Source organism: Streptomyces sp. UW30, from assembly GCF_008042075.1.
In the GTDB taxonomy this organism is placed as follows: domain Bacteria; phylum Actinomycetota; class Actinomycetes; order Streptomycetales; family Streptomycetaceae; genus Streptomyces.
This window is the reverse complement of the sequence record NZ_RDBN01000037.1, coordinates 1,008,723-1,034,099: the sequence shown is the minus strand read 5'-3', so window position 1 is coordinate 1,034,099 and position 25,377 is coordinate 1,008,723. Positions and strand designations below refer to the sequence as shown.

Sequence of the window (25,377 nt, the reverse complement as noted above, 5' to 3'; positions counted from 1 at the left end):
GTGACATCTGTTTCTGGACGGATTGCACACGTTGCCCAGTTCAATTTGTTTCCAAACCAACTTCGTGAAATCGCTCTGGACGGACCGCGCCGCGCGTGCTTGGTTGTCACCCGAAGGCGCGCCGCACCACCCGCACTTGGCAACCCAAGGACCGAAGGGAGCGGCAGACGATGACGGACCAGGCAGAGCCGGCGCAGAGCCCGGGAACGGCCGGGCCGGGGCCCGACGGAGCGGGATTCACCTATCGAGGAGCCGAGCGGGAACTGATCGTCGTCGCCCGTCCCGAGGCCCGGCTGCGTGCCCAAGCAGAGGGCGTACGGTCGGTCGCGGGCGCCGACGTCTCCGCCCTCAACATGTTCCTCAGTGACGAACAACTCACCCTGGAGCCGCTGTTCGGCGGCGAGGAGCGGCTTCAGCAGGCGATGGGCGCGCAGGAGGTGCCCGATCTGGCGCTGTTCTACCGGGTGCGCGGCGGGGAGCGCCGCACCGAGGAACTGCGGGCGCGCATCGCCGCGTTGCCCGGGATCGACACGGCGTATGTGAAGCCGGGCGCGGTGCCGGCCTCCGTCGGGCACGTCGGGGAGGGCAGCGGGCGCCTGAAGGAGGGCGCGCCGGTCACGCCCGACTACAGCGGACGGCAGGGCTATCTGCGGCCCGCGCCCGAGGGCGTCGACGCCCACTGGGCCTGGCAGCGGCCCGGCGGCGCCGGTCAGGGCGTGACCGTGATCGACGTGGAGGGCTCCTGGCAGCTGGGTCACGAGGACCTGGCCGGCAAGCTGGCCGGTGTCGTCGTCGGCACCCCGCTGACCGACCTGGCCTGGCGCAACCACGGCACCGCCGTGATCGGGGTGATCGGCGGCGACCGGGGTGAGTTCGGCGTCACCGGCATCGTGCCGGAGACGGTGACCGCGGCCGCGTCCTTCCAGGGCCTCGGCACGGCGGCCGCGATCCAGGCGGCGGCCGACCGGCTGGGCCCCGGCGACATCGTGCTGGTCGAACTCCACCGCCCGGGACCCCGGTTCGAGTACGCGGACCGCGACGACCAGCGCGGCTACGTCGCACTCGAATGGTGGCCGGACGACTACGCCGCCGTCCGGTACGCCACCGCCAGGGGCGTCCTGGTCGTGGCCGCCGCGGGCAACGGCGCCGAGTCCCTCGACGACGCGGTGTACGAGCGCCGCCCGGACGAATTCCCCGAGTGGTGGCGCAACCCGTTCAACCCGTCCAACCCGTCCTCGGGGGCGGTCCTGGTCGGCGCGGGCGCCCCGCCGCCCGGCACCCACGGCCGCGATCACGGCCCGGACCGTTCACGGCTCGCGTTCTCCAACTACGGCGCCCGGGTGGACGCGCAGGGCTGGGGCCGTGAGGTGACGACGACCGGCGGCTTCTGGGACCGGCCCGGCGACCTCCAGGGCGGACCGGAGGAGATCGCCTGGTACACCGACACGTTCTCCGGGACGTCGTCGGCGTCCCCGGTGGTGGTCGGCGCGCTGGCCGCGCTCCAGGGCATGCTCAAGGCGGCGGCCCAGCCTCCGATGTCCCCCGAGCGGGCGCGTGCGGTGCTGCGGGCGACGGGTTCCCCGCAGCAGGACGCGCCGGGCCGGCCCGCCTCCCAGCGGATCGGCAACCGGCCCGACATCAAGGCGGCGGTCACCGATCTGGTGCCGCAGGCGGTCGGCTCCGGCCTGGCCGAGCGGTACTGGGACGAGTTGCTGCCGTATCCGCGCGAACTTCCGCCCCGGCTCCGGCTGTTCGTGGCCGGCGAGTGGCGGAACCTGAACCATCCGTCCCCCGAGATCCGCCAGGCGGTCCATACCGCCTTCGCGGGGGGACGGCCCGAAGTCCGAGTGTGGTTCTCGGACGACGAGATCGTCGGCCTGGTGATCACCGGCTGACGCAGCCCATCACATCAAGGGAAGGTGACACCCGTATGAGCACCACCCCGCAGATGAGTCACATGGGACAACAGCAGGGCCAGCAGTACCCGAGCACGTCTCCGTACCAGCAGCCCTTCGGGCAGCAGCAGGGACACGGCCAGCAGCAGCCGTACGGCATGAGCGGCTCCCTGGAGCAGCTCCAGCAGCTCGGCCAGCAGCAGCCGTTCCAGCAGCTGCTCCAGCAGCTCGGTCAGCCGCAGGGCTACGGGCAGCAGCAGAGCTACGGCCAGGCGCTCCAGGGCGAGCAGCAGCAACAGCAGTCCGAGCAGCAGGTGCTGCACCTGATGCAGCAGGTCACGCAGGCCGCCGTCCAGCAGGCACCGCAGGCCGGCATCGCGAACGGCTACATCGACATCGTCCAGCCGCTGCCCGGGCAGCCGTCGCAGATCTTCCTGCGCATCAACGGCGTCTTCCGGGTCTTCAACAACCCGAACCCGCAGACCCATGACCAGGTCCAGGAGGCCTTCGCGTTCGGCCACCAGGTCGTCGGCGTATGGGACAGCAGCCAGCCGCTGGTTCTGCGGAGCATCCAGATCCGCAGGATCTGACCGCCGCACCGGACAGGAAAAGGGGCGCTTCCTCCCGCGGGGAGGAAGCGCCCTTGTGACGGTTTCGGATCCCTACAGGGCCACGCCCAACAGCGCGTCCACAGCACGCGATACGACGCCCGGGGCGCCGATGTCCGTGCCGCCCTCGGCGTCCTGGCGCTCGACCCAGCGGTCGACCGCGGCGAGCGCGGCCGGGGCGTCGAGGTCGTGCGCGAGGGCGACGCGGATCTCCTCGACGAGCGCCTCGGCTGCGGGCCCGTCGGGCCGGGACACGGCGGCCCGCCAGCGGCCGAGGCGGGCCTCGGCGTCCTGGAGCACCTGGTCGGTCCACTCCCAGTCGGCCCGGTAGTGGTGGGCGAGGAGGGCCAGCCGGATGGCGGCCGGGTCGACGCCGTCGCGGCGCAGCTGGGACACGAAGACGAGATTGCCCTTGGACTTGGACATCTTCTCGCCGTGCAGACCGACCATGCCCGCGTGGACATAGGCCTTGGCCATGGGGAACTCGCCGGTCAGGACCTGGGCGTGGGAAGCGCCCATCTCGTGGTGCGGGAAGGCGAGGTCTGAGCCGCCGCCCTGGACGTCGAAGCCCATGCCGAGGTGGTCGAGGGCGATGGCGACGCACTCGATGTGCCAGCCGGGCCGGCCGCGCCCGAGCGAGCCGCCGTCCCAGCTGGGCTCGCCCTCACGGGCGGCCATCCACAGCATCGGGTCGAGCGGGTTCTTCTTGCCCGGACGGTCGGGGTCGCCGCCGCGCTCGGCGGACAGCAGGCGCATCGCGGCGGCGTCGAGGTTCGACACGTTGCCGAAGTGGGGGTCGGACTCGACGGAGAAGTAGATGTCACCGTCGAGTTCATAGGCGGCGCCGGCGTCCCGCAGGCGCTCGACGAGCGGGACGATGCCGGGTATGGCCTCCACCGCGCCGATGTAGTGCTGCGGCGGCAGCATCCGCAGGGCGGTCATGTCCTCGCGGAAGAGGGCCGTCTCCTTCTCGGCGAGGGCGACCCAGTCGATGTTGTCGCGCTCGGCCCGCTCCAGGAGCGGATCGTCGACGTCGGTGACGTTCTGGACGTAATGAACCTGCCGCTTGGTGTCGAGCCACACGCGCTGCACGAGGTCGAACGCGTTGTAGGTCGCCGCGTGTCCCAGGTGGGTGGCGTCGTACGGCGTGATGCCGCAGACATAGATACGGGCGACGGGACCGGGGTCGAGGCTGACCAGGCCCCCGGTCGCGGTGTCGTGGATCCTCAGGTCGCGGCCCTGACCGGGCAGGGCGGGGACCTCAGAAGCGGGCCAGGCATACATGTCATGAGCCTAACCGGACGGATGTTCCGTACACGAACCGGACCGGGCCGGATGGCCGGGGAGGCGTTCTTGTGCGATACCGGCCATTGTGCTGCGGACGGGAGAGCGCTGCTAGACGGGCGGCCACGGAATGGCCGGCCACTCGCCGCTCGGTTCCGGGTGTTTCCCGGACGTGACGAGCGCCTCGACCCGCGCGCGCGTGGCCTCCACCTCGGCTGCGGTGATCAGCTCGGCCAGCCGTACGGCCAGCGCGCCGCCCTCCTTCAGCCCCTCCCGCAGGGCGCCGAGCACCTCGACGGCCTCCTGGGTCAGGGGCTCCCCGGCCCATCCCCACAGCAGCGTCCGCAGCTTGTTCTCGACGTTGAAGGTGACGCCGTGATCGATGCCGTAGAGCCGGCCGTCCTCGGTGGGCAGCAGATGGCCGCCCTTGCGGTCGGCGTTGTTGATCACTGCGTCCAGGACGGCCAGGCGCCGCAGCCGCTCGTCGTCGGCGTGCACGAGCAGGGCGGTCCTGCCCTCGCCGACCTCGGCGAAGCCGATCGCCCTCCAGCCCGGTTCGGGCTCCTCGCCGTCCACCAGCGCCAGCAGGTCGGCCTCGGGGGTCATGTCGATCCACAGCTGGCACATGCCCTGGCCGTACGGCCCGTCGCGCAGCACGGTGGGCGGTACGAGCCCCCAGCCGGTGGCCTCGGAGACCTCGTACGCGGCGACCTCGCGCTGGGCGAGGTTCCCGTCGGGAAAGTCCCACAGCGGCCGCTCACCGGCGACCGGCTTGTACACGCAGGTCGCTTCCCGGCCCTCGTGCGCGACGGTGCAGAACAGTGCGGCGTTGGACGCCTCACGGATGCGTCCGCGCACGGTCAGCTCGCCCTCGGTGAGGAGGTCCACCGAGGTCATGCCCCGCGGCGGTATCCGTTCTGGCGCGGACATACGTGTCCTTCCGGGTCGAGCGGGAGACTGCACAGCGGACACGGCGGCCGCCCGGCGTTGACGACGTCCAGGGCGCGCTTGGCGAAGGCCCTCGCCTGCGCGCCGGTGAGCCGGACCCGCAGCATCGGGGGCCCGTTCTCCTCGTCCTGCAGGAGGCGCTCCTCGGCCTCGGCGAGGTCCTCCTCGGAGTCCGCGTCGAGCTCCACGAGGGCCTGCGCCTCGACGATCATGCGCTGCTCCTCGCCGTCCCAGGCGAGCGCCATGGTGCCGACGCGGAACTCCTCCTCGACGGGGGTTTCCAGCGGGGCGGTGTCGGCGACCTCGTTGGGCGCCATGGCGGGGACGGCAGCGTTGCCGCCACTACGCCGTACGACCTCGTCGAGCAGTTCGTCCATGCGCTCGGCGAGTGCGGCGACCTGGGTCTTCTCCAGGGCCACGCTGGTCGACCGGGAGCCGGCGGTGGCCTGGAGGAAGAACGTACGGCGTCCGGGCAGTCCGACCGTGCCGGCCACGAACCGGTCCGGGGGGTCGTAGAGGAACACCTGACGGGACACGTCCTGTCTCCATTGGAATCGTGAGTACGGCGAATCGTGAGTGCGACGAATCGTGCCTGCGGCGCTGCTTCGACCGCTTCACCCTACTGCGCCCGACGATCACGGTGCGCCCGCGCCGCCCCCGACCGTCGCGTCTGCGGCCGGCGGCTCCTCGCGCGGCGCGAGGGACGCGAAATCACCGGTGTCCCCGAGGCGTACGAGGAACGGCCTCAGGCGTGTGTAGCGGATCGCGGTGATGGAACACGGTTCAACGGAAATCCTCTGGAAGAGGTCGAGATGAAGACCGAGTGCGTCCGCCACCAGGGACTTGATGATGTCGCCGTGCGAGCACATCACGTACACGGCGTCGGCGCCGTGATCGCGCTCCACGCGCGCGTTCCACTCCCGTACGGCCTCGGCGGCCCGGGTCTGCATGGCCCGCATCGACTCGCCGCCGGGGAACGCGGCCGCCGACGGATGGGCCTGGACGACCTCCATCAGCGGCTCGCCCCCCAGTTCCGCGAGCTTGCGGCCGGACCAGTCGCCGTAGTGGCACTCGCCGATCCGCTCCTCGGTGTGCGCGGTGAGTGCGGGCCGGGCCTCAAGGAGCGGCCGGATCGTCTCCTGGCAGCGCTCGAGCGGGCTGGTGACGACCTCGGAGATCGGCAGCGCGGCGAGCCGTGCGGGCAGTGCGGCGGCCTGCTGGGCCCCGCGCTCGTCGAGGACGACGCCGGGTGTCCACCCGGCGAGCACTCCCTCGGTGTTGGCGGTGGAACGTCCGTGCCGGACCAGGATCAGGGTGGGCATGCCGCCCAGCGTAGGCGCACGACGGGGTGCGCTCGGCGGCGGAGGGCGGGAGAATACGCTCCGTGATCGTCGACTGCGCCATCTACCGGGACGGGCGTCGCACCCAGGGGCCCGACGACTTCTCCGACGCCCTGGATCTGTGCCGCCTCCAGGACGACGCGTTCGTCTGGATCGGCCTGTACGAACCCACGGAGAAGGAGTTCGACAAGGTCACCGAGGAGTTCGGGCTGCATCCGCTGGCCGTGGAGGACGCCCTGAACGCCCACCAGCGGCCCAAGCTGGAGGTGTACGACGACTCGCTGTTCATGGTCCTCAAGCCGGTCGGGTACGAGGCGAAGAGCGACATCGTCTCCTCCGGCGAGGTCATGGTCTTCATCGGCGACTCGTTCGTGGTGACCGTCCGGCACGGCGAGGAGGCACCGCTGGGGGCCGTCCGGAACCGGCTGGAGCACGAGCCGGAGATGCTGCGGCACGGTCCCACGGCGGTGCTGTACACGATCGCCGACGCGGTGGTCGACCACTACGTGGACGTGGCGGGCGAGTTGGGCACGGACCTGTCGGAGCTGGAGGCGGAGGTGTTCTCGCCGACCGGCGGCGGCTCACGGCACACGGCCTCGCGCATCTACGCCTTCAAACGGCAGATCATGGAGTTCCGCAAGGCCACCGGCCCGCTCGCGCAGCCCCTGTCCCGGCTCGCGGGCACGGGCCTGATCGGCGCGCGCGTGCCGTTCGTGCACGACAAGGCGCAGCCCTTCTTCCGTGACGTGAGCGACCACCTCACGCGCGTGAACGAGGCCGTCGAGGGCCTGGACCGGCTGGTCTCCGACATCCTCTCGGCGCATCTGGCGCAGATGAGCGTCCGGCAGAACGACGACATGCGGAAGATCTCCGCGTGGGCGGCCATGGCCGCGGTCCCCACGATGGTCGCGGGGATCTACGGCATGAACTTCGAGCACATGCCGGAGCTGCACTGGACGGGTTCCTATCCGGTGCTGATCCTGGCCCTGGCCGCCGTCGAGGTGCTGCTGTACCGGCTGTTCAAACGCCGGGGCTGGTTGTAGGGGCTCAGGCGAACTCGGGTGCCGAGGTGGCGGGTCCGCCGAGGGCGTCGCGGCGCTCCGGCATCGTCAGGGACACCATGCGCCGCCAGCCCACGAGCCGCTCCCACGCGTACACGCCGTGGATGCCCGCTGCGAGCACCGCGGCCTTGGCCCGGGGCCAGCCGAGAATGCGTCCCATGTGGTCCATGACGGCGAGGCTGACGTCCCGGTAGACGCCGATCTCGGCCAGGGCGCACTCGCGCAGCGTGGACTGGATCAGCCGGCCGTGTCCTGCCGCCGCGAAGCGCAACAGCTCCTCGTGCGTGTAGGCGAGGTGGTTGTCCTCGTCGTTGGAGATCWTCCGGATCGCCTTGCCGATCACGGCATGGTCGGCGAAGAACGTGCGGAGCATGATCATCTGGTCCGCGGCGCGCTGCTCGGTGACCCGGCTGTGGGCGAGGTAGGTGATGATGTCGTCGACCGTGAGCGGCTTGTCGGCCTTGAGTTTCTCGTGGGCGAGCCCGATGCCGTGCTTCTCCAGAAGCATCGTGTAGTCGGTCTCGGGCGGGACGGGGACGGGTTGCAGGCCGCGCTTCTTCAGCAGGGCGCCGAAGATCCGCCCGTGCTTGTCCTCGTCCGCGCCGTGCCGGGTGATCTTGGGGGCCATGGCGCGCTCGCTGTCGGGTACGAGCGCGGCGATGCGCGCGTTCTCCCAGCCGCCCTGGGACTCGCCGCTGGCGGCGATGGAGCAGAACAGCCGGAAGGACTCGTCGTCGTCGAGGATCTCCTGGAACAGACTCTTGGCCGAAAGCATCGTGGGGCACCTCTCTCAGGACGCCGCAGGATCCCGCGAAGAACGAGTCAAATGCGGTGAGAGAGCCGCTGCAACAGCTGAGTCGGACAACTCCGCCAAAAGAATGACCATCGGGGTCACGACGGGGGCGTAACCGGGTGGGCACGCGCGCGTTGTTCTGCGTGACGGCCGTGGCGGGGAAGACCCCCGAGCCCCCACCACGGCCGCTGAAACTTCCCGGGCCGTACGGCCCTCGGCGTCACGCCAGCCCGGCGCGCTCCAGGGCCTCGCTGCCGGCGCGCAGCGAGGCGAGCCGCTCGTCGAGCGTGAAGCCCGCGGGCGCCAGGGACAGGGTGGTGACCCCGGCCGCGGCGTAGGCCTTCATCCGGTCCGCGATCCGGTCGACGGATCCGAGCAGCGTGGTCTTGTCGATGAGGTCGTGCGGTACGGCGGCCGCGGCGCCCTGCTTGTCGCCGGTGAGGTACTTGGTCTGGATCTCGGCGGCTTCCTTCTCGTAACCCATGCGCTGGGCGAGCTGGTTGTAGAAGTTCTGCTTGGCGCTGCCCATGCCGCCGACGTACAGCGCGGTGTAGGGGCGGAAGGTGTCGGCGAGCGTGGCCACGTCCTTGTCGTCGCCGATGGCGAGCGGCAGGGTCGGGCAGACGTCGAACCCGTCGAGGGTCTTGCCGGCCTTCTCGCGCCCGGCGCGCAGGTACTTGATCGCCGTGTCCTCCAGGTGCTCGGCGGACGGGAAGATCAGCAGTGCGCCGTCGGCGATCTCGCCGGTCTGCTCCAGGTTCTTCGGGCCGATGGCGGCGATGTACAGCGGAATGTGTTCGCGCTGGGGGTGCACGGTCAGCTTGATCGGCTTGCCGGGGCCGCCCGGCAGCGGCAGCGTCCAGTGCTGCCCCTCGTACGACAGGCGCTCACGCGTCATGGCCTTGCGGACGATCTCGACGTACTCACGCGTGCGTGCCAGCGGCTTGTCGAACTTGACGCCGTACCAGCCCTCGGAGACCTGCGGCCCGGAGACGCCGAGGCCGAGGCGGAAGCGGCCTTCGGAGAGCGAGTCCAAGGTGGCCGCGGTCATCGCGGTCATGGCCGGCTGGCGGGCCGGGATCTGGAAGATGGCGGAGCCGACGTCGATGCGCTCGGTCTGGGCGGCGACCCAGCTGAGCACGGTGGCCGCGTCCGAGCCGTACGCCTCGGCGGCCCAGCACACGGCGTAGCCCAGCCGGTCGGCCTCCTGCGCGACCGCGAGATTGTCCGCGTCCATTCCGGCACCCCAGTAGCCGAGGTTGATCCCGAGCTGCATGGCCGATCCCCTTACCGATCAGTAACGTCCCTTGTGGCCCAGACCTTAGCGCGGGGGGCCTCTCGCGGGGAGGCCGATGTGGCGGGCGTCGCCCGACCGACCCCGCGCATGCCCGGTGACCGTCGTGAAAACTGGTTATCCACAGGCCCCCACATGGCAGGTTCTGGCCAGTAATCTCGGCGTTCATGGAGCAGAGGCATCTCGGCCGCACCGGCCTGCGCGTGTCCCGGATCGGGCTCGGCACCCTCACCTGGGGCAGGGACACCGACGAGCACGACGCCGCGGACCTCTTGAAGACGTTCTGGGAGGCGGGCGGCACCCTCGTCGACACGGCTGACGTGTACGGCGACGGGGAGGCCGAGTATCTGCTCGGGCGGCTCATGGAGGGGCTGGTGCCGCGGCGGGACCTGGTCATCTCGACGAAGGCGGGCAGCGTTCCCGACCCGGACCGCCGCTTCGACGGCTCGCGCGGCCATCTGCTCTGCGCACTGGACGCCTCGCTGGCCCGGCTCGGCACGGACTATGTGGACGTCTGGCACATCCACGCCTTCGACCCGTACACCCCGTTGGAGGAGACCCTCCAGGCGCTCGACCTCGCCGTCAGCAGCGGCCGCGCGCGCTATGCCGGTGTCTCCAACTTCTGCGGCTGGCAGCTCGCCAAGGCGGCGACCTGGCAGCTCGCGGCGCCCGGCATACGCACCCGCCTGGCGAGCACCCAGCTGGAGTACTCCCTGCTCCAGCGCGGTGTGGAACGCGAGGTGCTGCCGGCCGCCCTCGATCTGGGCATCGGCATGCTGCCCTCGTCCCCGCTCGGCCGGGGCGTGCTGACCGGCAAGTACCGCAACGCCACGCCAGCCGACTCGCGCGGCGCCTCGGAGCATCTGGCGCCGTTCGTCGCGCCGTACCTCGACGACACGGCGAGCCGGATCGTGGACGCCGTGCAGACGGCGGCCGACGGGCTGGCCGTCTCCCCGCTCCAGGTCGCCCTCGCCTGGGTCCGCGACCGGCCCGGCGTCGCCGCGCCCGTCATCGGCGCGCGCAACGCACAGCAGCTCACGGCAGCGTTGTCAGTGGAGGCCCTTAGTCTTCCTGACGAGATCTGCCGGGCGCTCGACGACGTGTCTGCGCCCGTGCACCGCTATCCCGATCACGACTGGAGCACGCTGTGAGCACGGAGCCACCCGAGACCACGGAGAACACGGAGCCGGGGACGCCGGGAGCCGGGGACGCCGAGGCCGGCGTCGTCCCCGTGTCCGAGTCGGGTGACGGTGACGACGGGACCGCGAGCGAGACCACCACGGCCGAGGGCGACGGCGCGGCCCAACTGTCCGAGGCCGAGGCCGAGCTGGCGGCTCAGCGCCTGGAGCGGGAGCGGATCGAGCGGCGCAAGGCCGAGAAGCAGGCGCCCGTCGAGAGCGGGGCCAAGCTCAGCGGGACGGCCGCCGATCTGCTCGCGGCCGTACGGGCCGTGGAGAGCGGCGCGAAGCCCCCGGCCACCGTCTTCAGCGAGCCGGAGCCACCGCGCCGCCCCGCCCCGGAGCCGGCCCGCCGACCGCAGCCCGCGGCGGCACCTGGCGCACCCGCCGCCCCCGCTTCGGAGACCGTCGAGTCCGTGCGGCAGGTGCTGACCGAGGGCGGTGCCCCGGAGGCGCTCGCCGCGCAGGTCGCGGAGGCCTTCGGCGAGGGCGCCGCCGACCGGCTGCGCGCGGATCCCTGGCAGTTGCTGCGCGTCGGTGGCGTACGGCCCGAGCAGGCCGACGGGTTCGCGAGGGCGCTGCTCGGCGCGGAATGCGGACCGGACGACGAGCGGCGCGGGCGGGCGGTCACCGTCTGGCTCCTGGAGCAGGCGGCCCTGGCCGGGCACACGGCCCTGGAGATGCCGGCGCTCACCGCGGCACTGGTCCAGCGCGCAGTGCCGGACGCCGATACGGCCGTGCAGAACACCCTGGCCGAGGGTGAGGCGTTGGCCTTCCAGGACGCCCTGGACGAGCCCGGCGCCCCGGCCGTGCGCGACGAGGAGGCGGAGGAGGACGCGGAGCGGCCGGTGCGTGTCCTGGTCGGCCTGGAGCGGTACGCCCTGGCGGAGGAGAGCCTCGCCGACGGACTGGGCCGGCTGATCAACTCGGCGCCCAAGCAGGACGGTTCGGCCGAGGAGTGGGAGCGGGCTGCGGCCGGCGCCGGTTCCGCGGCCGACCTGATCCGCGCGGTCGCGAACCACGGCCTGGTCCTGCACACCGGCGGGGAGGCGTCCCGCGCGGAACCGGCGGAGCTGCTGCGCGGCGCGCACGCGCTCGGGCTGCGCGCCTGGGCGGCCACGCACGTTCCGCTCGGCCGGGAGCGCTTCTCGGCCCTGCTGAGCGGGCCCGGCAGCCCGGCCGAGCCGGGGTCCGTGCCCGGCGCGGCCACCGTGGCCGGTCTGCTGTCCGGCGCCGAAGGGCCCGGTCGGGACGCGGACGGGGCGTTCGACCTCGATCTCCTCGTCGTGCTCGACGCGCCCCAGTTGGACGTCGAGACGGCCGCTCTGCTCACGGAGTCGCTGCCGGACGGGGCCCGGCTGGTGCTCTCCGGGGATCCGGGGGTGTTGTGGTCGGCGGGGCCAGGGCGGGTGTTCGCCGATCTGCTGGCGGCGCGGATCTGTCCGCAGATCGCCTCGCGGCGGCCGGATCCCGGCCCGCTGGGCGAGTTGGTGTCCGGTATCGGCATCGGCGAGCTGAACCAGGTCGAGGCGCCCGGCAAGGAGGTCGTGATCGTGCCCGTGCGGGACGCGGGCGAGGCCGTGCACCGCACCGTGCAGCTCGTGGCGGACTCGGTGCCGCGGGCGATCGGCATCCCGGCGGAGCAGACCCAGGTGATCACGCCGGGCCACGGCGGCGCGGCCGGCACCCGCGCGCTCAACGCCGCGCTCAAGGAGCGGCTCAACCCGGGCCCCGGCCGCTTCGGCGGCTTCGACCCCGGTGACCGCGTCGCGTACTCCCCCGCGCCGGGGCGTACGGTGCCGGGCCAGGTGGTGAAGGCGGACGCCGAGGGACTGCACCTGTCCTGCGCGGGCGAGGCCGTGGTCGTACCGAAGGAGCGGGTGGAGCAGTCCGTGCGGCACGGCTGGGCCGTGACCGCGCACCAGGCGGCGGGCGCCCGCTGGCCCGCGGTCGTCGTGGTCCTCCCCGGCGACGCGGCCCAGTCCCTGAACCGCCCCTGGGTCTACACGGCCTTCAGCCGGGCCGACCGCCACCTCTCCGTGGTCCACGGCGTCGACCAGGCCCTCTCCCGGGCGGTCACCGAGATTCCGGCCAAGCCCCGCACGACCCGCCTCCCGGTCCTGCTCGGACCACTGGTGCCGTCGGTGGACTGATCTGCGGCTGCGGCTGCGGCACACGACAACGGCGGCGATCACGGCATTCACCGTCATCGCCGCCGCAACAGCCGCGCCCCGCGTCAGCGATCCGCGTCGAGTGGTTCGAGGTCGTCCTCGTCCTCGTCCAGGTCGGTGTCGAGTTCGTCCTCGATGTCGTCCTCGGAGTCCTCCTCGACGTCCCGCTCGGATTCGTCCTCGACGTCCTCGTCGTCCTCGTCGTCCAGGTCGTCGTCGAACACCGTGCTGACGTCGAAGCGGCAGATCACCCGCTGCGGATCGACCCCCTCGAAGGGTGCCTCCAGCCACTCCCCGGGGTCGGACTGGTCGTCCGCGGCGGTCACCCAGAGCGTGGAGTCACCCTCCTCCAGGCCGAACTCCTTGTGCCGGGAGGCGATCTCGTCCGGTTCGAACTCGCCGAACAGGATGCCCAGCGCCCCGTGCACCGTGCCGGAGGCGTCCGCGCCGTCGTCGAAGTCCGCCGCCTCGACCCGCTGGGCCTGCGCCAGCAGCCGCTGCGGTTCCGCCACGGAGTAGTCGCGGCGGATCAGCACGCTCAGCGCGTTCGGTTCCTCGGGGCCCGTGTACGGCGGCAGCGCGTCCTCCGTACCGGGGATCTCGAAGGGTGTGACCTCGTCGTAGCGGTCGTAGAGCAGCTCGTCGTAGGCCTCGGCGGCCGCGGCCAGCTGGTTGAACGCGTCGTAGACGGCCGGGTCGTCCTCACCCGACCGGCCTTCGACCGCGGCCAGGTGGCGGTCGAGCGCGGTCTTGACCGCCTCGGCGGCGGCGCGTACCTCGGCAGCGGTGGGCTGCACAGCATCAGACATAGTGCAGACGCTATCCGTACCGGGCCCCAGCCCGCACAATAGATGCGATGCCGGAATACGAATTTGTCGACGTGTACGTGCCGCGCGGGGTCTCCCGCAAGGACGCCACACGCCTGCTGACGGACCATGCCGAGTACGGACACTGGGAGTTGGACCGCCTGAGCCTGCTGCGGGACGGCAGCCGCCGGGTGCGGTTGCGCCGCCGGATCATCCGACAGGTGCGGGCCACATGGTGAGCTGAGGCGGACAGGGAACACACGGAGCGGGCCCCACCGAGGCGGGGCCCGCTCCGTTCGTACCGGCAGTCAGGGCCTCCTACAGCGACGGCCGTGCCTTGCGGTACAGCACCGCACCGGCCAGCAGCGCCCCCGCGCCGACCGGCAGGACGAGACCCAGCGGCAGGTCACTGCCGGTCTGGGCGAGCTCGGCGTCACCCCGGGGCTGGGTGACGAAGTGGGCGCCCGGCTGGTTCGGGTTCGAGGAGCCTGCGCCCGGAGTCTCGCCGCCCGTGCTGGGCGGCGTGCTCGGGGAACCGGGGTGGGTCGGCTCCCCCGGGTTGCCCGGGTTACCGGGATTTCCGGGGTTCCCAGGATTACCCGGGTTACCGGGGTTTCCGGGGTTTCCCGGATTCCCGGGCTCTCCAGGATTGCCCGGGTTACCGGGGTTCCCCGGATTACCGGGGTTCCCGGGATTGCCCGGCTCCTGCGGCGACCCCGGCGGGGTGTGGGCCCCGCCGCCGTTGCCGCAGTCGTTGCCGGTGCTGGGGTTGCCGATACCGATGATGTCGACGCTGTTGCCGCACACGTTGACCGGCACATGCACCGGCGCCTCGACGTGGTTGCCGGAGCCGACGCCGGGCGAGTCACTGGCGTGGCCGTCCGCCGACGCGCCCCCACCACCGTGGGAGCCGCCGCCCGTGTTGGCGCAGCTGTTGCCGATCGCCGGGTTGAGCACCCCGACGACGTTGACGGTGTTGCCGCACACGTTCACCGGCACGTGCACCGGAGCCTGCACCGTGTTGCCCGAGAGCACGCCGGGCGAGTTCACGCTGGAGCCGTGCGCCCCCGCGCCGGTCGCGTGGGCCGTGCCGCCCGCGGCGGCGATGACGCCGGTCGCGGCCGCCACGGTCATCAGGCCCTTGCGGGTGACCTGTCGCATTTGCTGATTACCTGCCTTCGACCTCGTTCAGAAAGGAGGGCGTCGGGAATTCCGCCGACGCCCCGAAAGGCCGGTCGGCCCCGGAGCGCATGGCACGCACTCCGGGGCCGACGGGCTCAGCCCCGATTCACGGGGCGAGGCACAACGTCACTTGTTGATGCAGGTGTTGCCGAAGGCGGGGTTCAGCAGCCCGATCACCGAGATCGTGTTGCCGCAGACGTTCACGGGGACGTGAATCGGCGCCTGAACAACGTTGCCGGACAGGATGCCCGGGGAGTGCACCGCAGCACCCTGGGCACCGGAGTCGGCGACGGCCAGGCCCGCGCCCGCGAGAACCAGCCCACCAGTGGCAGCCGCAGCGGCGACGACCTTCTTGATCATTATTCCTCCTTGTTGGCAATGCGATCACAAGTAGCTGATCGCATCACCTGTAACGAGGAGGAACTAATAGGGCTACGACCTTATGAGCGCGTTCACTCTCCCCAGTCACGGCCAGTACGTCTGGTCGATTACGGAAGTGTTGTTCCGGTCGGCGGTCAGGACGCGTCGATGAAGCGGTCGAGCACCCGGACCCCGAATTTCAGGCCGTCCACCGGCACCCGCTCGTCGACGCCGTGGAACATGCCCGCGAAGTCCAGCTCCGGCGGCAGCTTCAACGGGGCGAAGCCGAAGCCACGGATGCCGAGGTCGTCGAACGACTTGGCGTCCGTGCCGCCGGAGAGCATGTAGGGGATGGCCTTCGCGGCCGGGTCCTCTGCGACCAGCGCGGACTGCATGGCGTCCACGAGCGCCCCGTCGAAGCTCGTCTCGACGGCCTTGTCGGCGTGCACGTCCTCGCGCCTGACCTTGGGCCCGAGGATCTTGTCGAGGTCGGCGAGGAACTCCTCCTCGAACCCGGGCAGGAAGCGCCCGTCGACATGGGCGGTGGCCTCACCCGGGATGACGTTGACCTTGTAGCCCGCGCCGAGCTGCGTGGGGTTGGCCGTGTTGCTGAGGGTCGCGCCGATGAGCTTGGCGATGCCGCCGAGCTTGGCGAGGGTGCCCTCCATGTTCTCCGGGTCGAGCTCGGTGCCGAGGGCGTCGCCCAGCTCGTCGAGGAAGGCCCGGGTGGTCTTGGTGACCCGCACCGGGAACTTGTGCCGGCCCAGCCGCGCGACCGCCTCCGACAGCTCGGTGATGGCGTTGTCCCGGTGGATCATCGAGCCGTGCCCGGCAGTGCCGGCCACGGTCAGCTTCATCCAGTGCATGCCCTTCTCGGCCGTCTGGATCAGATAGAGCCGCCGCTGCTCGCTCACCGTGAACGAGAACCCGCCCACCTCGCTGATCGCCTCGGTGACGCCCTCGAAGAGGTCCCGGTGCTTGTCGACGAGGAACCCGGCGCCGAACTTGCCGCCGGCCTCCTCGTCCGCGAGGAACGCGAGGACGATGTCGCGCGGGGGCCTGCGGCCGCTGCGCAGCCGGTCGCGGACGACCGCCAGGGTCATCGCGTCCATGTCCTTCATGTCGACGGCCCCACGGCCCCACACGCACCCGTCGGTGACCTCGCCGGAGAAGGGGTGGTGGGTCCAGTCGTCCGCGTTGGCCGGTACGACGTCGGTGTGGCCGTGGATGAGCAGCGCGGGCCTGGAGGGGTCCTCGCCCTGGATGCGGGCCACCGTGGAGGCCCGCCCGGGGTGCGACTCGAAGATCTGCGGTTCGAGGCCCACCTCGGCGAGCTTCTCGGCGACGTACTCGGCCGCCTTGCGCTCTCCTGGTCCCGAGTGGTCGCCGTAGTTGCTGGTGTCGATCTGGATCAGCTCGCGGCAGAGGTCCACGACCTCGTCCTCGCCGGTGACGCCCCTGGCCGTGTCCGTCTCGCTCACGCTGCTTCCTTCCGCGCGGTCCCTGCTGGTGGTCCCCCTCATCCTCCCCCTCCCCGGGGCCCTGCCCAAGAGCGGCCGCGACCCGTCACACGCCGTTCACGGCGCGACGGGGGGTGATCGGGGCACCCTTCGAAGCCTGGTAATGTTTCCTGTGTCGCCGCGGGGGAAACCCCGCACGACAGACACCTTGTCCGGGTGGCGGAATGGCAGACGCGCTAGCTTGAGGTGCTAGTGCCCTTTATCGGGCGTGGGGGTTCAAGTCCCCCCTCGGACACCAGCTGAAACCCCTGCTAAGCAGGGGTTTCTTGCTTTTCCGGGGTCCCGGGGGCGTTTCTGCGGCCGTCGGCCGCCAGCAGGGCGATCACCAGAAGTGCCGCGAGCAGGATGATCACCAGGACCACGATCGTCAGGACCGTGGGGTTGTTCCACAGCGCGAACAGCAGCGTGATCAGCAGCAGCACGCCGATCGTGAGCCACCTGCGGTGGGACTCGGTCCAGGTCCCGGCCCGGCCCGTGGTGATGCCGTGCGAGCCCGCCCACCCGGCCGTGGCGTCGGCGCCCTGCTCGGCCCAGCCGCGTACCGCGCGCGGCAGCCGCCCGGGGCCGACGAGGTAGGCGCCGAGGGCGACGACCACGCCGAGCACGATCACGGTCCGCAGGGTGACCTTCAAGAAGCGCAGAAGTGTGTCGAAGACGGAGGCCGCCGCCGGCTCGGACAGAATGGTCGGCGGCAGATGGTCCAGGTAGTAGCGGCGGGCGATGACGAGGCCGATGGCCACGACGAGACAGCCGAAGGCCGCTCCGAGGGCCGCCTTCGCCAGGGCTCGGCGGCGACGGTGCGCCAGCAGGACGCCCGCCGCCCCGAGCAGCACGGTGATCACCGGCATCCAGTAGCCGGCCAGGTCCAGCGCGTGTGCCGCGTCCTGGAACTGGTCGAGTTCGTCGGACTTGAACAGGACCACCTGTTTTTCGACGGCCGGGATCTTGGAAGCCGGCTGAATACCGGCGTCCACCAGGTCCTTCTTGACCTGGTCCACGGCGGCTCCGACGTCGAGGGTCACGGTGCCCTCCTCGACACCGATGGCCCCGCGCCCCTTGCCCGTGAGGGCGTGCACCACGGCCGAGTGGGCGGTCCGGTTCGCCGTGACCCACAGCTTCTCGAACCGGTCGCTCTCGACGAAGCGCTTCGCCACCCGGTCCGCGGCGGCGTTCACGGCCTCGTCCACCTGCGGGGCCAGTGCCTTGACGGCATCGGCCGCGCGGGGCGCCAGGCCCTGCGACTTCAGCCAGTCGGAGATGTCGGCGGTCACCTGCTTGCCGTTCACGCGGACGTCCACCGCGTCGACGAGCCGGTGGCGCACGGCGTCCTCGATATCGCGGTCGGTGGCGAGCGGCTTCATGGTCTTGACGTAGCGGTCGGTGTCGAGGGCGATGTCGTGCACCCACACCGTGATCACGGTGACGGGGACCAGGACGCACGCGAGGACGATCAGCACCGCCGAGGCCGTGCTGCGCAGCACCCTGCCCGCACGACCGCCCTGTGGGTTAGACATTCGTCCTCCGGCATCGGGACACCGTCCGCGGCACGTCGCGGCACGTGTCCATTCCCGCCGAGAACAGGGCTCACGGCATCCCGGACTGGGCCATCCGGACGCCGTGTCGACCCCGCTCGTCACGCATTGTGTGGGCGATGTCTCGTTCGGTCGAAGATCACCAGGTCAGTGGCCGTCCGCCGAGTCTCCGAGGAGCCCGAACGGGTGCCCCGAGTGGCTGTGACCCTGCCCCGAACCTAGCGTCGTACTAAAATTTTCGGTTTGTACCTGGCTGGAGCCGGACAACCCCAGGCAAACCTGCGGGCCCGCCAGCGCCCCGGAGACATCCGGGATCAAGACGCGAGGACCGGATGGCAGCGATTCACGAGAGCGATGCTCTCGGCCTGCTCGACGAAGAGCTCCGCGAGAAGTTCGGCGACACCGCCCGTTTCTCCGGAGGCTCCGCGGCCTCCCCACGCACCCTCGTCGACATCTTCGACGCGGCGGTGCGGTCCTACCCCGACGAGCCGGCCCTGGACGACGGCACGACCAGCCTGACCTACCTGGCGCTGGCCGTCGAGGTGGAGCGGCTGCGGCGCGGGCTGGCCGCGGCCGGGGTCGGGCTCGGCGACCGGGTGGGCGTCCGCGTGCCGTCCGGCACCAACGACCTGTACATCGCGATCCTGGCCGTGCTCGCGGCCGGCGCCGCCTATGTCCCCGTGGACGCCGAGGACCCGGACGAGCGGGCCGAGCTGGTGTTCGGGGAGGCGGACGTACGGGCCGTCGTGGGGGCCGGGCACGAGCTGACCGTGCACTCGCGCAGCGAGGTTCCCGCCGCCCGCCCCGGCGTCGAGCACGACGCCTGGATCATCTTCACCTCCGGCTCCACCGGGAAGCCGAAGGGCGTCGCCGTCTCGCACCGCAGTGCCGCCGCGTTCGTGGACGCCGAGGCCGCGCTGTTCCTCACCGAGGAGCCGATCGGGCCCGGTGACCGGGTCATGGCGGGTCTCTCGGTCGCGTTCGACGCGTCCTGCGAGGAGATGTGGCTGGCCTGGCGGTACGGCGCCTGTCTGGTGCCGGTGCCGCGCTCGCAGGTCAGGAGCGGCGCCGATCTCGGGCCGTGGCTGGTCGAGCAGGAGATCACGGTCGTGTCGACCGTGCCCACGCTCGCCGCGCTCTGGGAGGTCGAGGCCCTGGGCGACGTACGTCTGCTGATCTTCGGCGGTGAGGCCTGCCCGCCCGAGCTGGTGCAGCGGCTGGTGACCGAGGGGCGCGAGGTCTGGAACACGTACGGGCCCACCGAGGCGACCGTGGTGGCCTGTGCGTCGCTGATGAACGGTGAGGAGCCGATCCGGATCGGGCTGCCGCTGGACGGCTGGGAGCTGGCCGTCGTCGACGAGGCCGGCGAGCCCGTGCCGATGGGCGCCAGCGGGCAGCTGGTGATCGGCGGGGTCGGTCTGGCCCGGTATCTCGACGCGGAGAAGGACGCGGAGAAGTACGCGCCCCTCGAGTCCCTGGGCTGGGAGCGGGCGTACCGCAGTGGTGACCTCGTCAAGGCGGAGCCGGAGGGGCTGGTCTTCCTCGGACGGGCCGACGAGCAGATCAAGCTCGGCGGACGGCGGATCGAGCTCGGTGAGGTGGATGCCGCGCTGCAGGCGCTGCCCGGGGTGGCCGGTGCGGCCGCCGCGGTGCGCAGCGCGCGCAGCGGCAACCAGCTCCTCGTCGGGTACGTCGTCACGCAGGAAGGCTGGGACCAGGCGGCGGCCGTGGAGAAGCTGCGGGCTGAACTGCCCGCCGCCCTCGTGCCGCTGCTCGCGCCGGTCGACGACCTGCCGACCCGTACCTCGGGCAAGGTCGACCGGGGCGCGCTGCCCTGGCCGCTGGAGGGACTGGAGTCCTCCGGCCCGGCGGAGCACCTGTACGGCACCGAGGCGTGGCTGGCCGAGCAGTGGACCGAGGTGCTCGGCATCCCGGTCACCAGCGCCTCGGACGACTTCTTCGCGATCGGCGGCGGCAGCCTGGCCGCCGCACAGCTGACGACGCGGCTGCGCACCCGCTATCCGAGCGCGGCCGTCCTGGACATCTACCAGCAGCCGATGCTGCGCAAGCTGGCCCGGCACCTGGAGAAGTCCGCGCAGGACGACGGGGCGGAGCGGATCGTCGCGCCGGTGCCCCGGCGTGCGCAGCTGGTCCAGCTCCTGCTGCTCGTGCCGCTGTTCACGCTGCTCGGCCTGCGCTGGACGGTCGTACTGGCCGCGCTCGGCAATCTGCTGCCGGCCTACGGCTGGCTGCCGACGGCACCTTGGTGGCTGGTCGCGGCCGGCGCGGTCGCTCTGTTCAGCCCGCCGGGGCGGCTCGCGCTCGCCGCCGGTGGTGCGCGGCTGCTGCTCAAGGACGTGAAGCCGGGCCGGTACCCGCGTGGTGGCAGTGTGCATCTGCGGCTGTGGACGGCCGAGCGGCTGGCCGAGTTCAGCGGGGCGACCTCGCTGACCGGGGCCTGGCTGGAGCGGTACGCGCGGGCACTGGGCGCCAAGGTCGGGCCCGAGGTGGACCTGCACGCGCTGCCGCCGGTCACCGGGCTGCTCAAACTGGGGCGCGGCGCGGCGGTCGAGTCCGAGGTGGACCTGTCCGGGTACTGGCTGGACGGGGACCGGCTGGAGATCGGCACGGTCAGGGTCGGCGCGCATGCCGTCGTCGGCACCCGCAGCATGATCTTCCCGGGCGCCCGCGTCGGCAAGCGGGCCGAGGTGGCCCCCGGCTCCGCGGTCACCGGGCAGATCCCGACCGGTCAGCGCTGGGCGGGCGCGCCCGCGGTCAAGCTCGGCAAGGCCAAGCGCAACTGGCCCAAGGAGCGGCCGCGCCGCGGGACGTACTGGCGTGTGATGTACGGCATCACGGGCTTCGCGCTCAACGCGCTGCCGGTGCTGGCGGGAGCCGCCGCGTTCCTGGTGGCCCGGGTGTTCTACACGCCGGACGCGCCGCTGACGGGCGCCGCGCTGGCCCTCGTACCGGCGACGCTGACCTTCGGGGCGGCGTACGCGCTGCTGATCCTGATCGCCGTACGGCTACTCAGCCTGGGCCTGCGTGAGGGCACGCATCCCACGCACAGCCGCATCGGCTGGCAGGCGTGGACCGTGACGCAGCTGATGGACCGCGCGCGCGACACCCTGTTCCCGCTGTACGCCGGGCTGGTCACGCCGGTGTGGCTGCGGCTGCTCGGGATGCGCATCGGGCGGGGCGCCGAGGTGTCCACCGTGCTGGCGCTGCCGAGCCTGACGACGGTCGGTGAGGGCGCGTTCCTGGCCGACGACACGCTGACCGCGCCGTACGAGCTCGGTGGCGGCTGGATGCGGATCGGGCGCGCGGAGATCGGGCGGCGGGCCTTCCTCGGCAACTCGGGGATGACCGCGCCCGGGCGGAGCGTGCCGGACGGCGGGCTGGTCGGTGTGCTGTCGGCGACGCCGAAGAAGGCCAAGAAGGGCACGTCGTATCTGGGGCTGCCGCCGGTGAAGTTGCCGCGCAGCGCGGCCGACGGCGATCAGAGCCTGACGTACGACCCGCCGGCCCGGCTGCTGTGGGCGCGCGGTCTGGTGGAGCTGTGCCGGATCGTGCCGGTGTTCTGCTCGGCGGGGCTGGCGGTGCTGACCATCGCGGCGCTGTGTGCGCTGGGCGTCTGGGCGCCGCTGCTGTCGGGGCTGGTGCTGCTCGGCGCCGGGGCCGTGGCGGGGCTCGTGTCGATCGTGGCGAAGTGGCTGCTCGTGGGGCGGCATCACAGCGGGGAGCATCCGCTGTGGTCCTCCTTCGTGTGGCGCAACGAGCTGGCCGACACCTTCGTCGAGGTGCTCGCCGTGCCGTGGTTGGCGGGGTCGGTACCGGGTACGCCGGTGCTGACGGCGTGGCTGCGGGGGCTCGGTGCGCGGATCGGCAAGGGCGTGTGGGTGGAGAGCTACTGGCTGCCGGAGACGGATCTGGTGACCCTTGAGGACGCCACCACCGTGAACCGGGGCTGTGTGCTCCAGACACACCTCTTCCACGACCGGATCTTGCGGACGGATACTGTGGTCCTCCGTGAGGGCGCGACGCTGGGTCCTGGCGGGATCGTCCTTCCCGGCAGCGCGATCGGGGCCCGTACGACCCTGGGTCCCGCGTCGCTCGTGATGGCGGCGGAGTCGGTCCCCGACGACACCCGTTGGCTCGGCAATCCGATCGAAGCATGGCGTCCCTGAGCGCGGCCCACTCGGGGCCGGTAAGCAGTGGGCCGGCACGGAGTGGCAGCAGTACGGCGCAGGGAGCACAGACAGCAGTGGCAGTTCAGCAGACGGCGGGCGCGGACCCGTACTTCCCGGAGCACGGCGACGCCCGCTACCGGGTGCACCGGTACGAGCTCGCGCTGGACTACCGCCCGGGCCCGAACCGGCTGTCGGGGACGGCCCGGATCAACGCGATCGCGGGCCGCTCCCCGCTGCCCGAGTTCGTGCTGAACCTGTCCGACTTCAAGATCGGGCGGGTCCGGGTGGACGGGCGCCAGCCGCACTACACGCACCGCGGCGGCAGGCTGCGGGTGCGCCCGGCGAAGCCGATCCGGGCCGGAGCGGCCTTCACGGTCGAGGTGCACTGGTCGGGCAACCCCAAGCCGGTGAACAGTCCCTGGGGCGGGCTCGGTTGGGAGGAGCTGGAGGACGGGGCGCTGGTGGCGAGCCAGCCGATCGGGGCGCCCTCGTGGTACCCGTGCAACGACCGGCCCGCCGACAAGGCGTCGTACCAGATCTCGATCACCACGCCGTCGGCGTACGCCGTGGTGGCGGGCGGGCGCCTGCTGACCCGGACGACGAAGGCGAGCACGACCACCTGGGTCTACGAGCAGGCGGCGCCGACGTCCAGCTATCTGGTCGGCCTGTCGATCGGCAAGTACCAGACGGTGCTGCTGGGCGACCCGGGCCTAGGCGGGGTGCCGCAGCACGGGCACATCCCGGCGCAACTGCTCGCCGACTTCTCGCGGGACTTCGCGCGCCAGCCGCAGATGATGGACGTCTTCCAGGAGCTGTTCGGGCCCTACCCCTTCGACGAGTACGCGGTCGTGGTGACCGAGGAGGAACTCGATGTGCCCGTCGAGGCACAGGGGTTGTCGCTGTTCGGCGCCAATCACGTGGACGGGGCGCGGGGTTCGGAGCGGCTGGTGGCGCACGAGCTGGCGCACCAGTGGTTCGGCAACAGCGTGTCCATCGCGGACTGGCGGCACATATGGCTGAACGAGGGGCTCGCGAAGTACGCGGAGTGGCTGTGGTCGGAGCGCTCGGGCGGGCGGACCGCGCAGCAACTCGCGTCCGCCGCACACCGGTTGCTGTCGACGATGCCGCAGGATCTGCGGCTGGCGGACCCGGGCCGCAAGGCCATGTTCGACGACCGGCTGTACGAGCGCGGCGGGCTGACCCTGCACGCGGTGCGCTGCGCGCTGGGCGACATCGCCTTCTTCCGCATGCTGCGCAGCTGGGGGCAGCTGCATCGGGGCGGCACGGTGACGACGGCGGCGTTCACCTCGCACGTCGCCCGCTTCGCGACCGAGCCGGTGGACGAGCTGCTGCACGCGTGGGTGCACGGGGCGGCGCTGCCGCCGCTGCCCGGGGCCCAGGCTCGGGCGGCGGGCTAGCACAATGGCGGCCATGACCACGCGTTCCTGCCCGTGCGGGCTGTCCGAGCCCTATGACGAGTGCTGCGGCCGCCACCACACCGGCACTGCCGCGCCGACCGCCGAGGCGCTGATGCGGTCGCGCTACTGCGCGTTCGTCAAGGGCGATGCCGCGTACCTGCTGCGTACTTGGCATCCACGGACGCGGCCCACGCGGCTTGACCTCGATCCGGGCATGCGGTGGACCGGCCTGGAGATCCTGGACACGACGGACGGGTCGGCGTTCCACACCACCGGGACCGTGACCTTCCGCGCCTCGTACCGGGGCGGCTCGCTGCATGAGCGCAGCCGGTTCGAGCGGGTCGACGGGGCCTGGGTGTACGTGGACGGGGAGTTCCTGAGCTAGCGCGGCTACGGCGCCAGGATGTCCAGCTCCTGGAGCGCGCCGACCGTGATTTCGCGGGTCAGGTGCTCCGCGCGCGTCGCGTCGCCCGCGCGGATCGCCTCCGCGACCTGGACGTGGAGGGTGACCGCGGCGGGGTCGGGGTCCTCGAACATGATCTCGTGGTGGGTGCGGCCCGCGAGGACCTCGGCGACGACGTCGCCCAGGCGCGCGAACATCTCGTTGCCGGAGGCCCTGAGGACGACGCGGTGGAAGGCGACGTCGTGGACGAGGTAGCCCTCCAGCTGGTGGCCGCGTGAGTGGGCGACCATGCCGAGGGCGCACTCGGTGAGTTCGGCGCACTGGTCGGCGGTGGCGTGCTTCGCCGCGAGGCCGGCGGCGGCCGGTTCGATCGCCGAGCGCAGGACCGTGAGCGAGCGCAGCTGCTGGGGCCGGTCGGCGCCGGCCAGTCGCCAGCGGATGACCTGGGGGTCGTAGACGTTCCACTCGGACTTCGGGCGGACCGTCACGCCGACGCGGCGGCGGGACTCGACCAGGTACATGGACTCCAGGACCCGGACTGCCTCGCGCATCACCGAGCGGGACACCTCGAAGCGCTGCGCCAGTTCGTCGGTGCGCAGGACGCTGCCGGGCGGATACTCGCCGGCGGTGATCGCGGGGCCGAGTGTTTCCAGTACATGGCCGTGCAGACCCCGGCCCGGAGTGGTCATGCACTCAGCGTACGCGGTGGATCACGATCTCAAAAAGTCAGACTTATACATCACACACTCTTGAATTCGTCGTACCTAATGCGTTTCAGTTGCGTCGACATCACGTGTCGACGAGGACAGCAGACAGTGAGGCAGCGATGAGTACCCCCCATGTCGTCGTGGTCATGGGCGTCGCGGGCACCGGCAAGACCACCATCGGTCCCCTGCTCGCGGCCCGGCTCGGCGTTCCCTACGCCGAGGGTGACGACTTCCACCCGCAGGCCAACATCGCCAAGATGTCGGCCGGCGTCCCGCTCGACGACGACGACAGGTGGCCCTGGCTCGACGCCATCGGCGCCTGGGCGCACGAACGGGCCGGGCTCGGCGGGGTGGTCAGCTGCTCGGCGCTGAAGCGGTCGTACCGGGACCGGCTGCGGGCCGAGGCGCCCGGGGTCGTGTTCGTGCACCTGAGCGGTGACCGGGCCCTCATCGAGGACCGGATGGCGCACCGGCAGGGGCACTTCATGCCGACCGCGCTGCTGGACTCGCAGTTCGCCACGCTCCAGCCGCTCCGGGCCGACGAGGCCGGGGTCGCGGTGGATGTCGCCGGCAGCCCCGAGGAGATCACCGAACGGGCCGTCGAAGCGCTGAACGGGCTTCCCGAGTCAGTCGCGTAGCACCCCCGCACCACCGCCGCCCCCCACGGCAGTACCCCCTCCCCCAACC

At 71.7% G+C, this 25,377-nt stretch carries 22 protein-coding genes and 1 tRNA gene; 11 read left to right on the top strand and 12 right to left on the bottom strand.

Annotation, left to right across the window (positions count from 1 at the left end):
• Nucleotides 1-170 precede the first annotated feature (170 nt).
• Together EAO75_RS23370 and EAO75_RS23365 are read left to right on the top strand one after the other, a co-directional pair.
• The gene (locus EAO75_RS23370; protein ID WP_147997006.1) at nt 171-1,895 is read left to right on the top strand and encodes a S8 family peptidase; all 1,725 of its coding nucleotides are present in this window, start codon (nt 171-173) and stop codon (nt 1,893-1,895) included.
• Nucleotides 1,896-1,930: 35 nt separating this feature from the next.
• Nucleotides 1,931-2,485 (top strand): hypothetical protein, encoded by a 555-nt coding sequence (locus EAO75_RS23365; RefSeq protein ID WP_147997005.1) that lies wholly within the window; start codon nt 1,931-1,933, stop codon nt 2,483-2,485.
• Between the two features lie 72 nt (nt 2,486-2,557).
• Here EAO75_RS23365 and mshC read toward each other — a convergent pair whose 3' ends face one another.
• From mshC to EAO75_RS23345, 4 genes are all read right to left on the bottom strand, one after another.
• A complete protein-coding gene (gene mshC, locus EAO75_RS23360; RefSeq protein ID WP_147997004.1) occupies nt 2,558-3,787 on the bottom strand; it encodes a cysteine--1-D-myo-inosityl 2-amino-2-deoxy-alpha-D-glucopyranoside ligase in 1,230 nt (409 codons plus the stop codon).
• A 111-nt stretch (nt 3,788-3,898) separates the two neighbouring features.
• Complete coding sequence (locus EAO75_RS23355) at nt 3,899-4,717, bottom strand: SCO1664 family protein (protein ID WP_187284554.1); 819 nt, start codon at nt 4,715-4,717, stop codon at nt 3,899-3,901.
• Nucleotides 4,681-5,271, bottom strand: coding sequence for a DUF3090 domain-containing protein (locus EAO75_RS23350; protein ID WP_147997002.1), 591 nt, complete (start codon nt 5,269-5,271; stop codon nt 4,681-4,683). The genes EAO75_RS23355 and EAO75_RS23350 overlap by 37 nt, the downstream gene beginning before the upstream one ends.
• A gap of 99 nt (nt 5,272-5,370) precedes the next feature.
• A complete protein-coding gene (locus EAO75_RS23345) occupies nt 5,371-6,057 on the bottom strand; it encodes a histidine phosphatase family protein (protein WP_147997001.1) in 687 nt (228 codons plus the stop codon).
• Nucleotides 6,058-6,119: 62 nt separating this feature from the next.
• Between EAO75_RS23345 and corA the strand changes: the two genes are divergently transcribed.
• The gene (gene corA / locus EAO75_RS23340; protein ID WP_187284553.1) at nt 6,120-7,118 is read left to right on the top strand and encodes a magnesium/cobalt transporter CorA; all 999 of its coding nucleotides are present in this window, start codon (nt 6,120-6,122) and stop codon (nt 7,116-7,118) included.
• A 4-nt stretch (nt 7,119-7,122) separates the two neighbouring features.
• On the opposite strand, the gene EAO75_RS23335 is transcribed toward corA, so the two are convergent.
• Both EAO75_RS23335 and EAO75_RS23330 read right to left on the bottom strand, forming a co-directional pair.
• Entirely contained in the window at nt 7,123-7,911 is a 789-nt protein-coding gene (locus EAO75_RS23335; RefSeq protein ID WP_147997000.1) for a ferritin-like domain-containing protein, read from the bottom strand.
• Nucleotides 7,912-8,149: 238 nt separating this feature from the next.
• Entirely contained in the window at nt 8,150-9,205 is a 1,056-nt protein-coding gene (locus EAO75_RS23330; protein WP_147996999.1) for an LLM class F420-dependent oxidoreductase, read from the bottom strand.
• Nucleotides 9,206-9,390: 185 nt separating this feature from the next.
• Between EAO75_RS23330 and EAO75_RS23325 the strand changes: the two genes are divergently transcribed.
• Complete coding sequence (locus EAO75_RS23325; protein WP_147996998.1) at nt 9,391-10,374, top strand: aldo/keto reductase; 984 nt, start codon at nt 9,391-9,393, stop codon at nt 10,372-10,374.
• On the top strand, nt 10,371-12,554 hold the full coding sequence (locus EAO75_RS23320) for a helix-hairpin-helix domain-containing protein (protein ID WP_187284552.1): 2,184 nt from the start codon (nt 10,371-10,373) through the stop codon (nt 12,552-12,554). Before EAO75_RS23325 ends, EAO75_RS23320 begins: the two co-directional genes overlap by 4 nt.
• Before the next feature lie 83 nt (nt 12,555-12,637).
• On the opposite strand, the gene EAO75_RS23315 is transcribed toward EAO75_RS23320, so the two are convergent.
• Complete coding sequence (locus EAO75_RS23315; RefSeq protein ID WP_147996996.1) at nt 12,638-13,381, bottom strand: hypothetical protein; 744 nt, start codon at nt 13,379-13,381, stop codon at nt 12,638-12,640.
• A 47-nt stretch (nt 13,382-13,428) separates the two neighbouring features.
• Here EAO75_RS23315 and EAO75_RS23310 point away from each other — a divergent pair, with 47 nt between their 5' ends.
• Entirely contained in the window at nt 13,429-13,617 is a 189-nt protein-coding gene (locus tag EAO75_RS23310; protein WP_005485166.1) for a DUF5703 family protein, read from the top strand.
• 79 nt (nt 13,618-13,696) lie between these two features.
• On the opposite strand, the gene EAO75_RS46025 is transcribed toward EAO75_RS23310, so the two are convergent.
• From EAO75_RS46025 to EAO75_RS23295, 3 genes are all read right to left on the bottom strand, one after another.
• Nucleotides 13,697-14,539 (bottom strand): chaplin, encoded by an 843-nt coding sequence (locus tag EAO75_RS46025; RefSeq protein WP_187284551.1) that lies wholly within the window; start codon nt 14,537-14,539, stop codon nt 13,697-13,699.
• A 147-nt stretch (nt 14,540-14,686) separates the two neighbouring features.
• Nucleotides 14,687-14,920, bottom strand: a complete 234-nt coding sequence (chpH, locus tag EAO75_RS23300) for a chaplin ChpH (RefSeq protein ID WP_147996994.1) — start codon at nt 14,918-14,920, stop codon at nt 14,687-14,689.
• Between the two features lie 155 nt (nt 14,921-15,075).
• Nucleotides 15,076-16,401: a M20/M25/M40 family metallo-hydrolase gene (locus EAO75_RS23295; RefSeq protein ID WP_147996993.1), complete on the bottom strand. Its 1,326-nt coding sequence runs from the start codon at nt 16,399-16,401 to the stop codon at nt 15,076-15,078.
• 189 nt (nt 16,402-16,590) lie between these two features.
• Between EAO75_RS23295 and EAO75_RS23290 the strand changes: the two genes are divergently transcribed.
• Nucleotides 16,591-16,678: transfer RNA gene (locus EAO75_RS23290), tRNA-Leu, on the top strand.
• 13 nt (nt 16,679-16,691) lie between these two features.
• Here EAO75_RS23290 and EAO75_RS23285 read toward each other — a convergent pair.
• Nucleotides 16,692-17,954: a hypothetical protein gene (locus tag EAO75_RS23285; RefSeq protein ID WP_147996992.1), complete on the bottom strand. Its 1,263-nt coding sequence runs from the start codon at nt 17,952-17,954 to the stop codon at nt 16,692-16,694.
• Nucleotides 17,955-18,304: 350 nt separating this feature from the next.
• Between EAO75_RS23285 and EAO75_RS23280 the strand changes: the two genes are divergently transcribed.
• The 3 genes from EAO75_RS23280 (at nt 18,305) to EAO75_RS23270 (ending at nt 23,965) form a co-directional block, all read left to right on the top strand.
• Nucleotides 18,305-22,159: a Pls/PosA family non-ribosomal peptide synthetase gene (locus EAO75_RS23280; RefSeq protein ID WP_147996991.1), complete on the top strand. Its 3,855-nt coding sequence runs from the start codon at nt 18,305-18,307 to the stop codon at nt 22,157-22,159.
• Nucleotides 22,160-22,236: 77 nt separating this feature from the next.
• Complete coding sequence (locus EAO75_RS23275; protein ID WP_147996990.1) at nt 22,237-23,580, top strand: M1 family metallopeptidase; 1,344 nt, start codon at nt 22,237-22,239, stop codon at nt 23,578-23,580.
• Between the two features lie 13 nt (nt 23,581-23,593).
• Nucleotides 23,594-23,965: a YchJ family protein gene (locus EAO75_RS23270; protein ID WP_147996989.1), complete on the top strand. Its 372-nt coding sequence runs from the start codon at nt 23,594-23,596 to the stop codon at nt 23,963-23,965.
• Nucleotides 23,966-23,970: 5 nt separating this feature from the next.
• On the opposite strand, the gene EAO75_RS23265 is transcribed toward EAO75_RS23270, so the two are convergent.
• Nucleotides 23,971-24,672, bottom strand: coding sequence for a FadR/GntR family transcriptional regulator (locus tag EAO75_RS23265; RefSeq protein WP_147996988.1), 702 nt, complete (start codon nt 24,670-24,672; stop codon nt 23,971-23,973).
• A 137-nt stretch (nt 24,673-24,809) separates the two neighbouring features.
• Between EAO75_RS23265 and EAO75_RS23260 the strand changes: the two genes are divergently transcribed.
• Nucleotides 24,810-25,328 carry a gluconokinase gene (locus EAO75_RS23260; protein ID WP_147996987.1) on the top strand — a complete coding sequence of 173 codons (519 nt, stop codon included), beginning with the start codon at nt 24,810-24,812 and terminating at the stop codon, nt 25,326-25,328.
• Nucleotides 25,329-25,377: the final 49 nt, after the last annotated feature.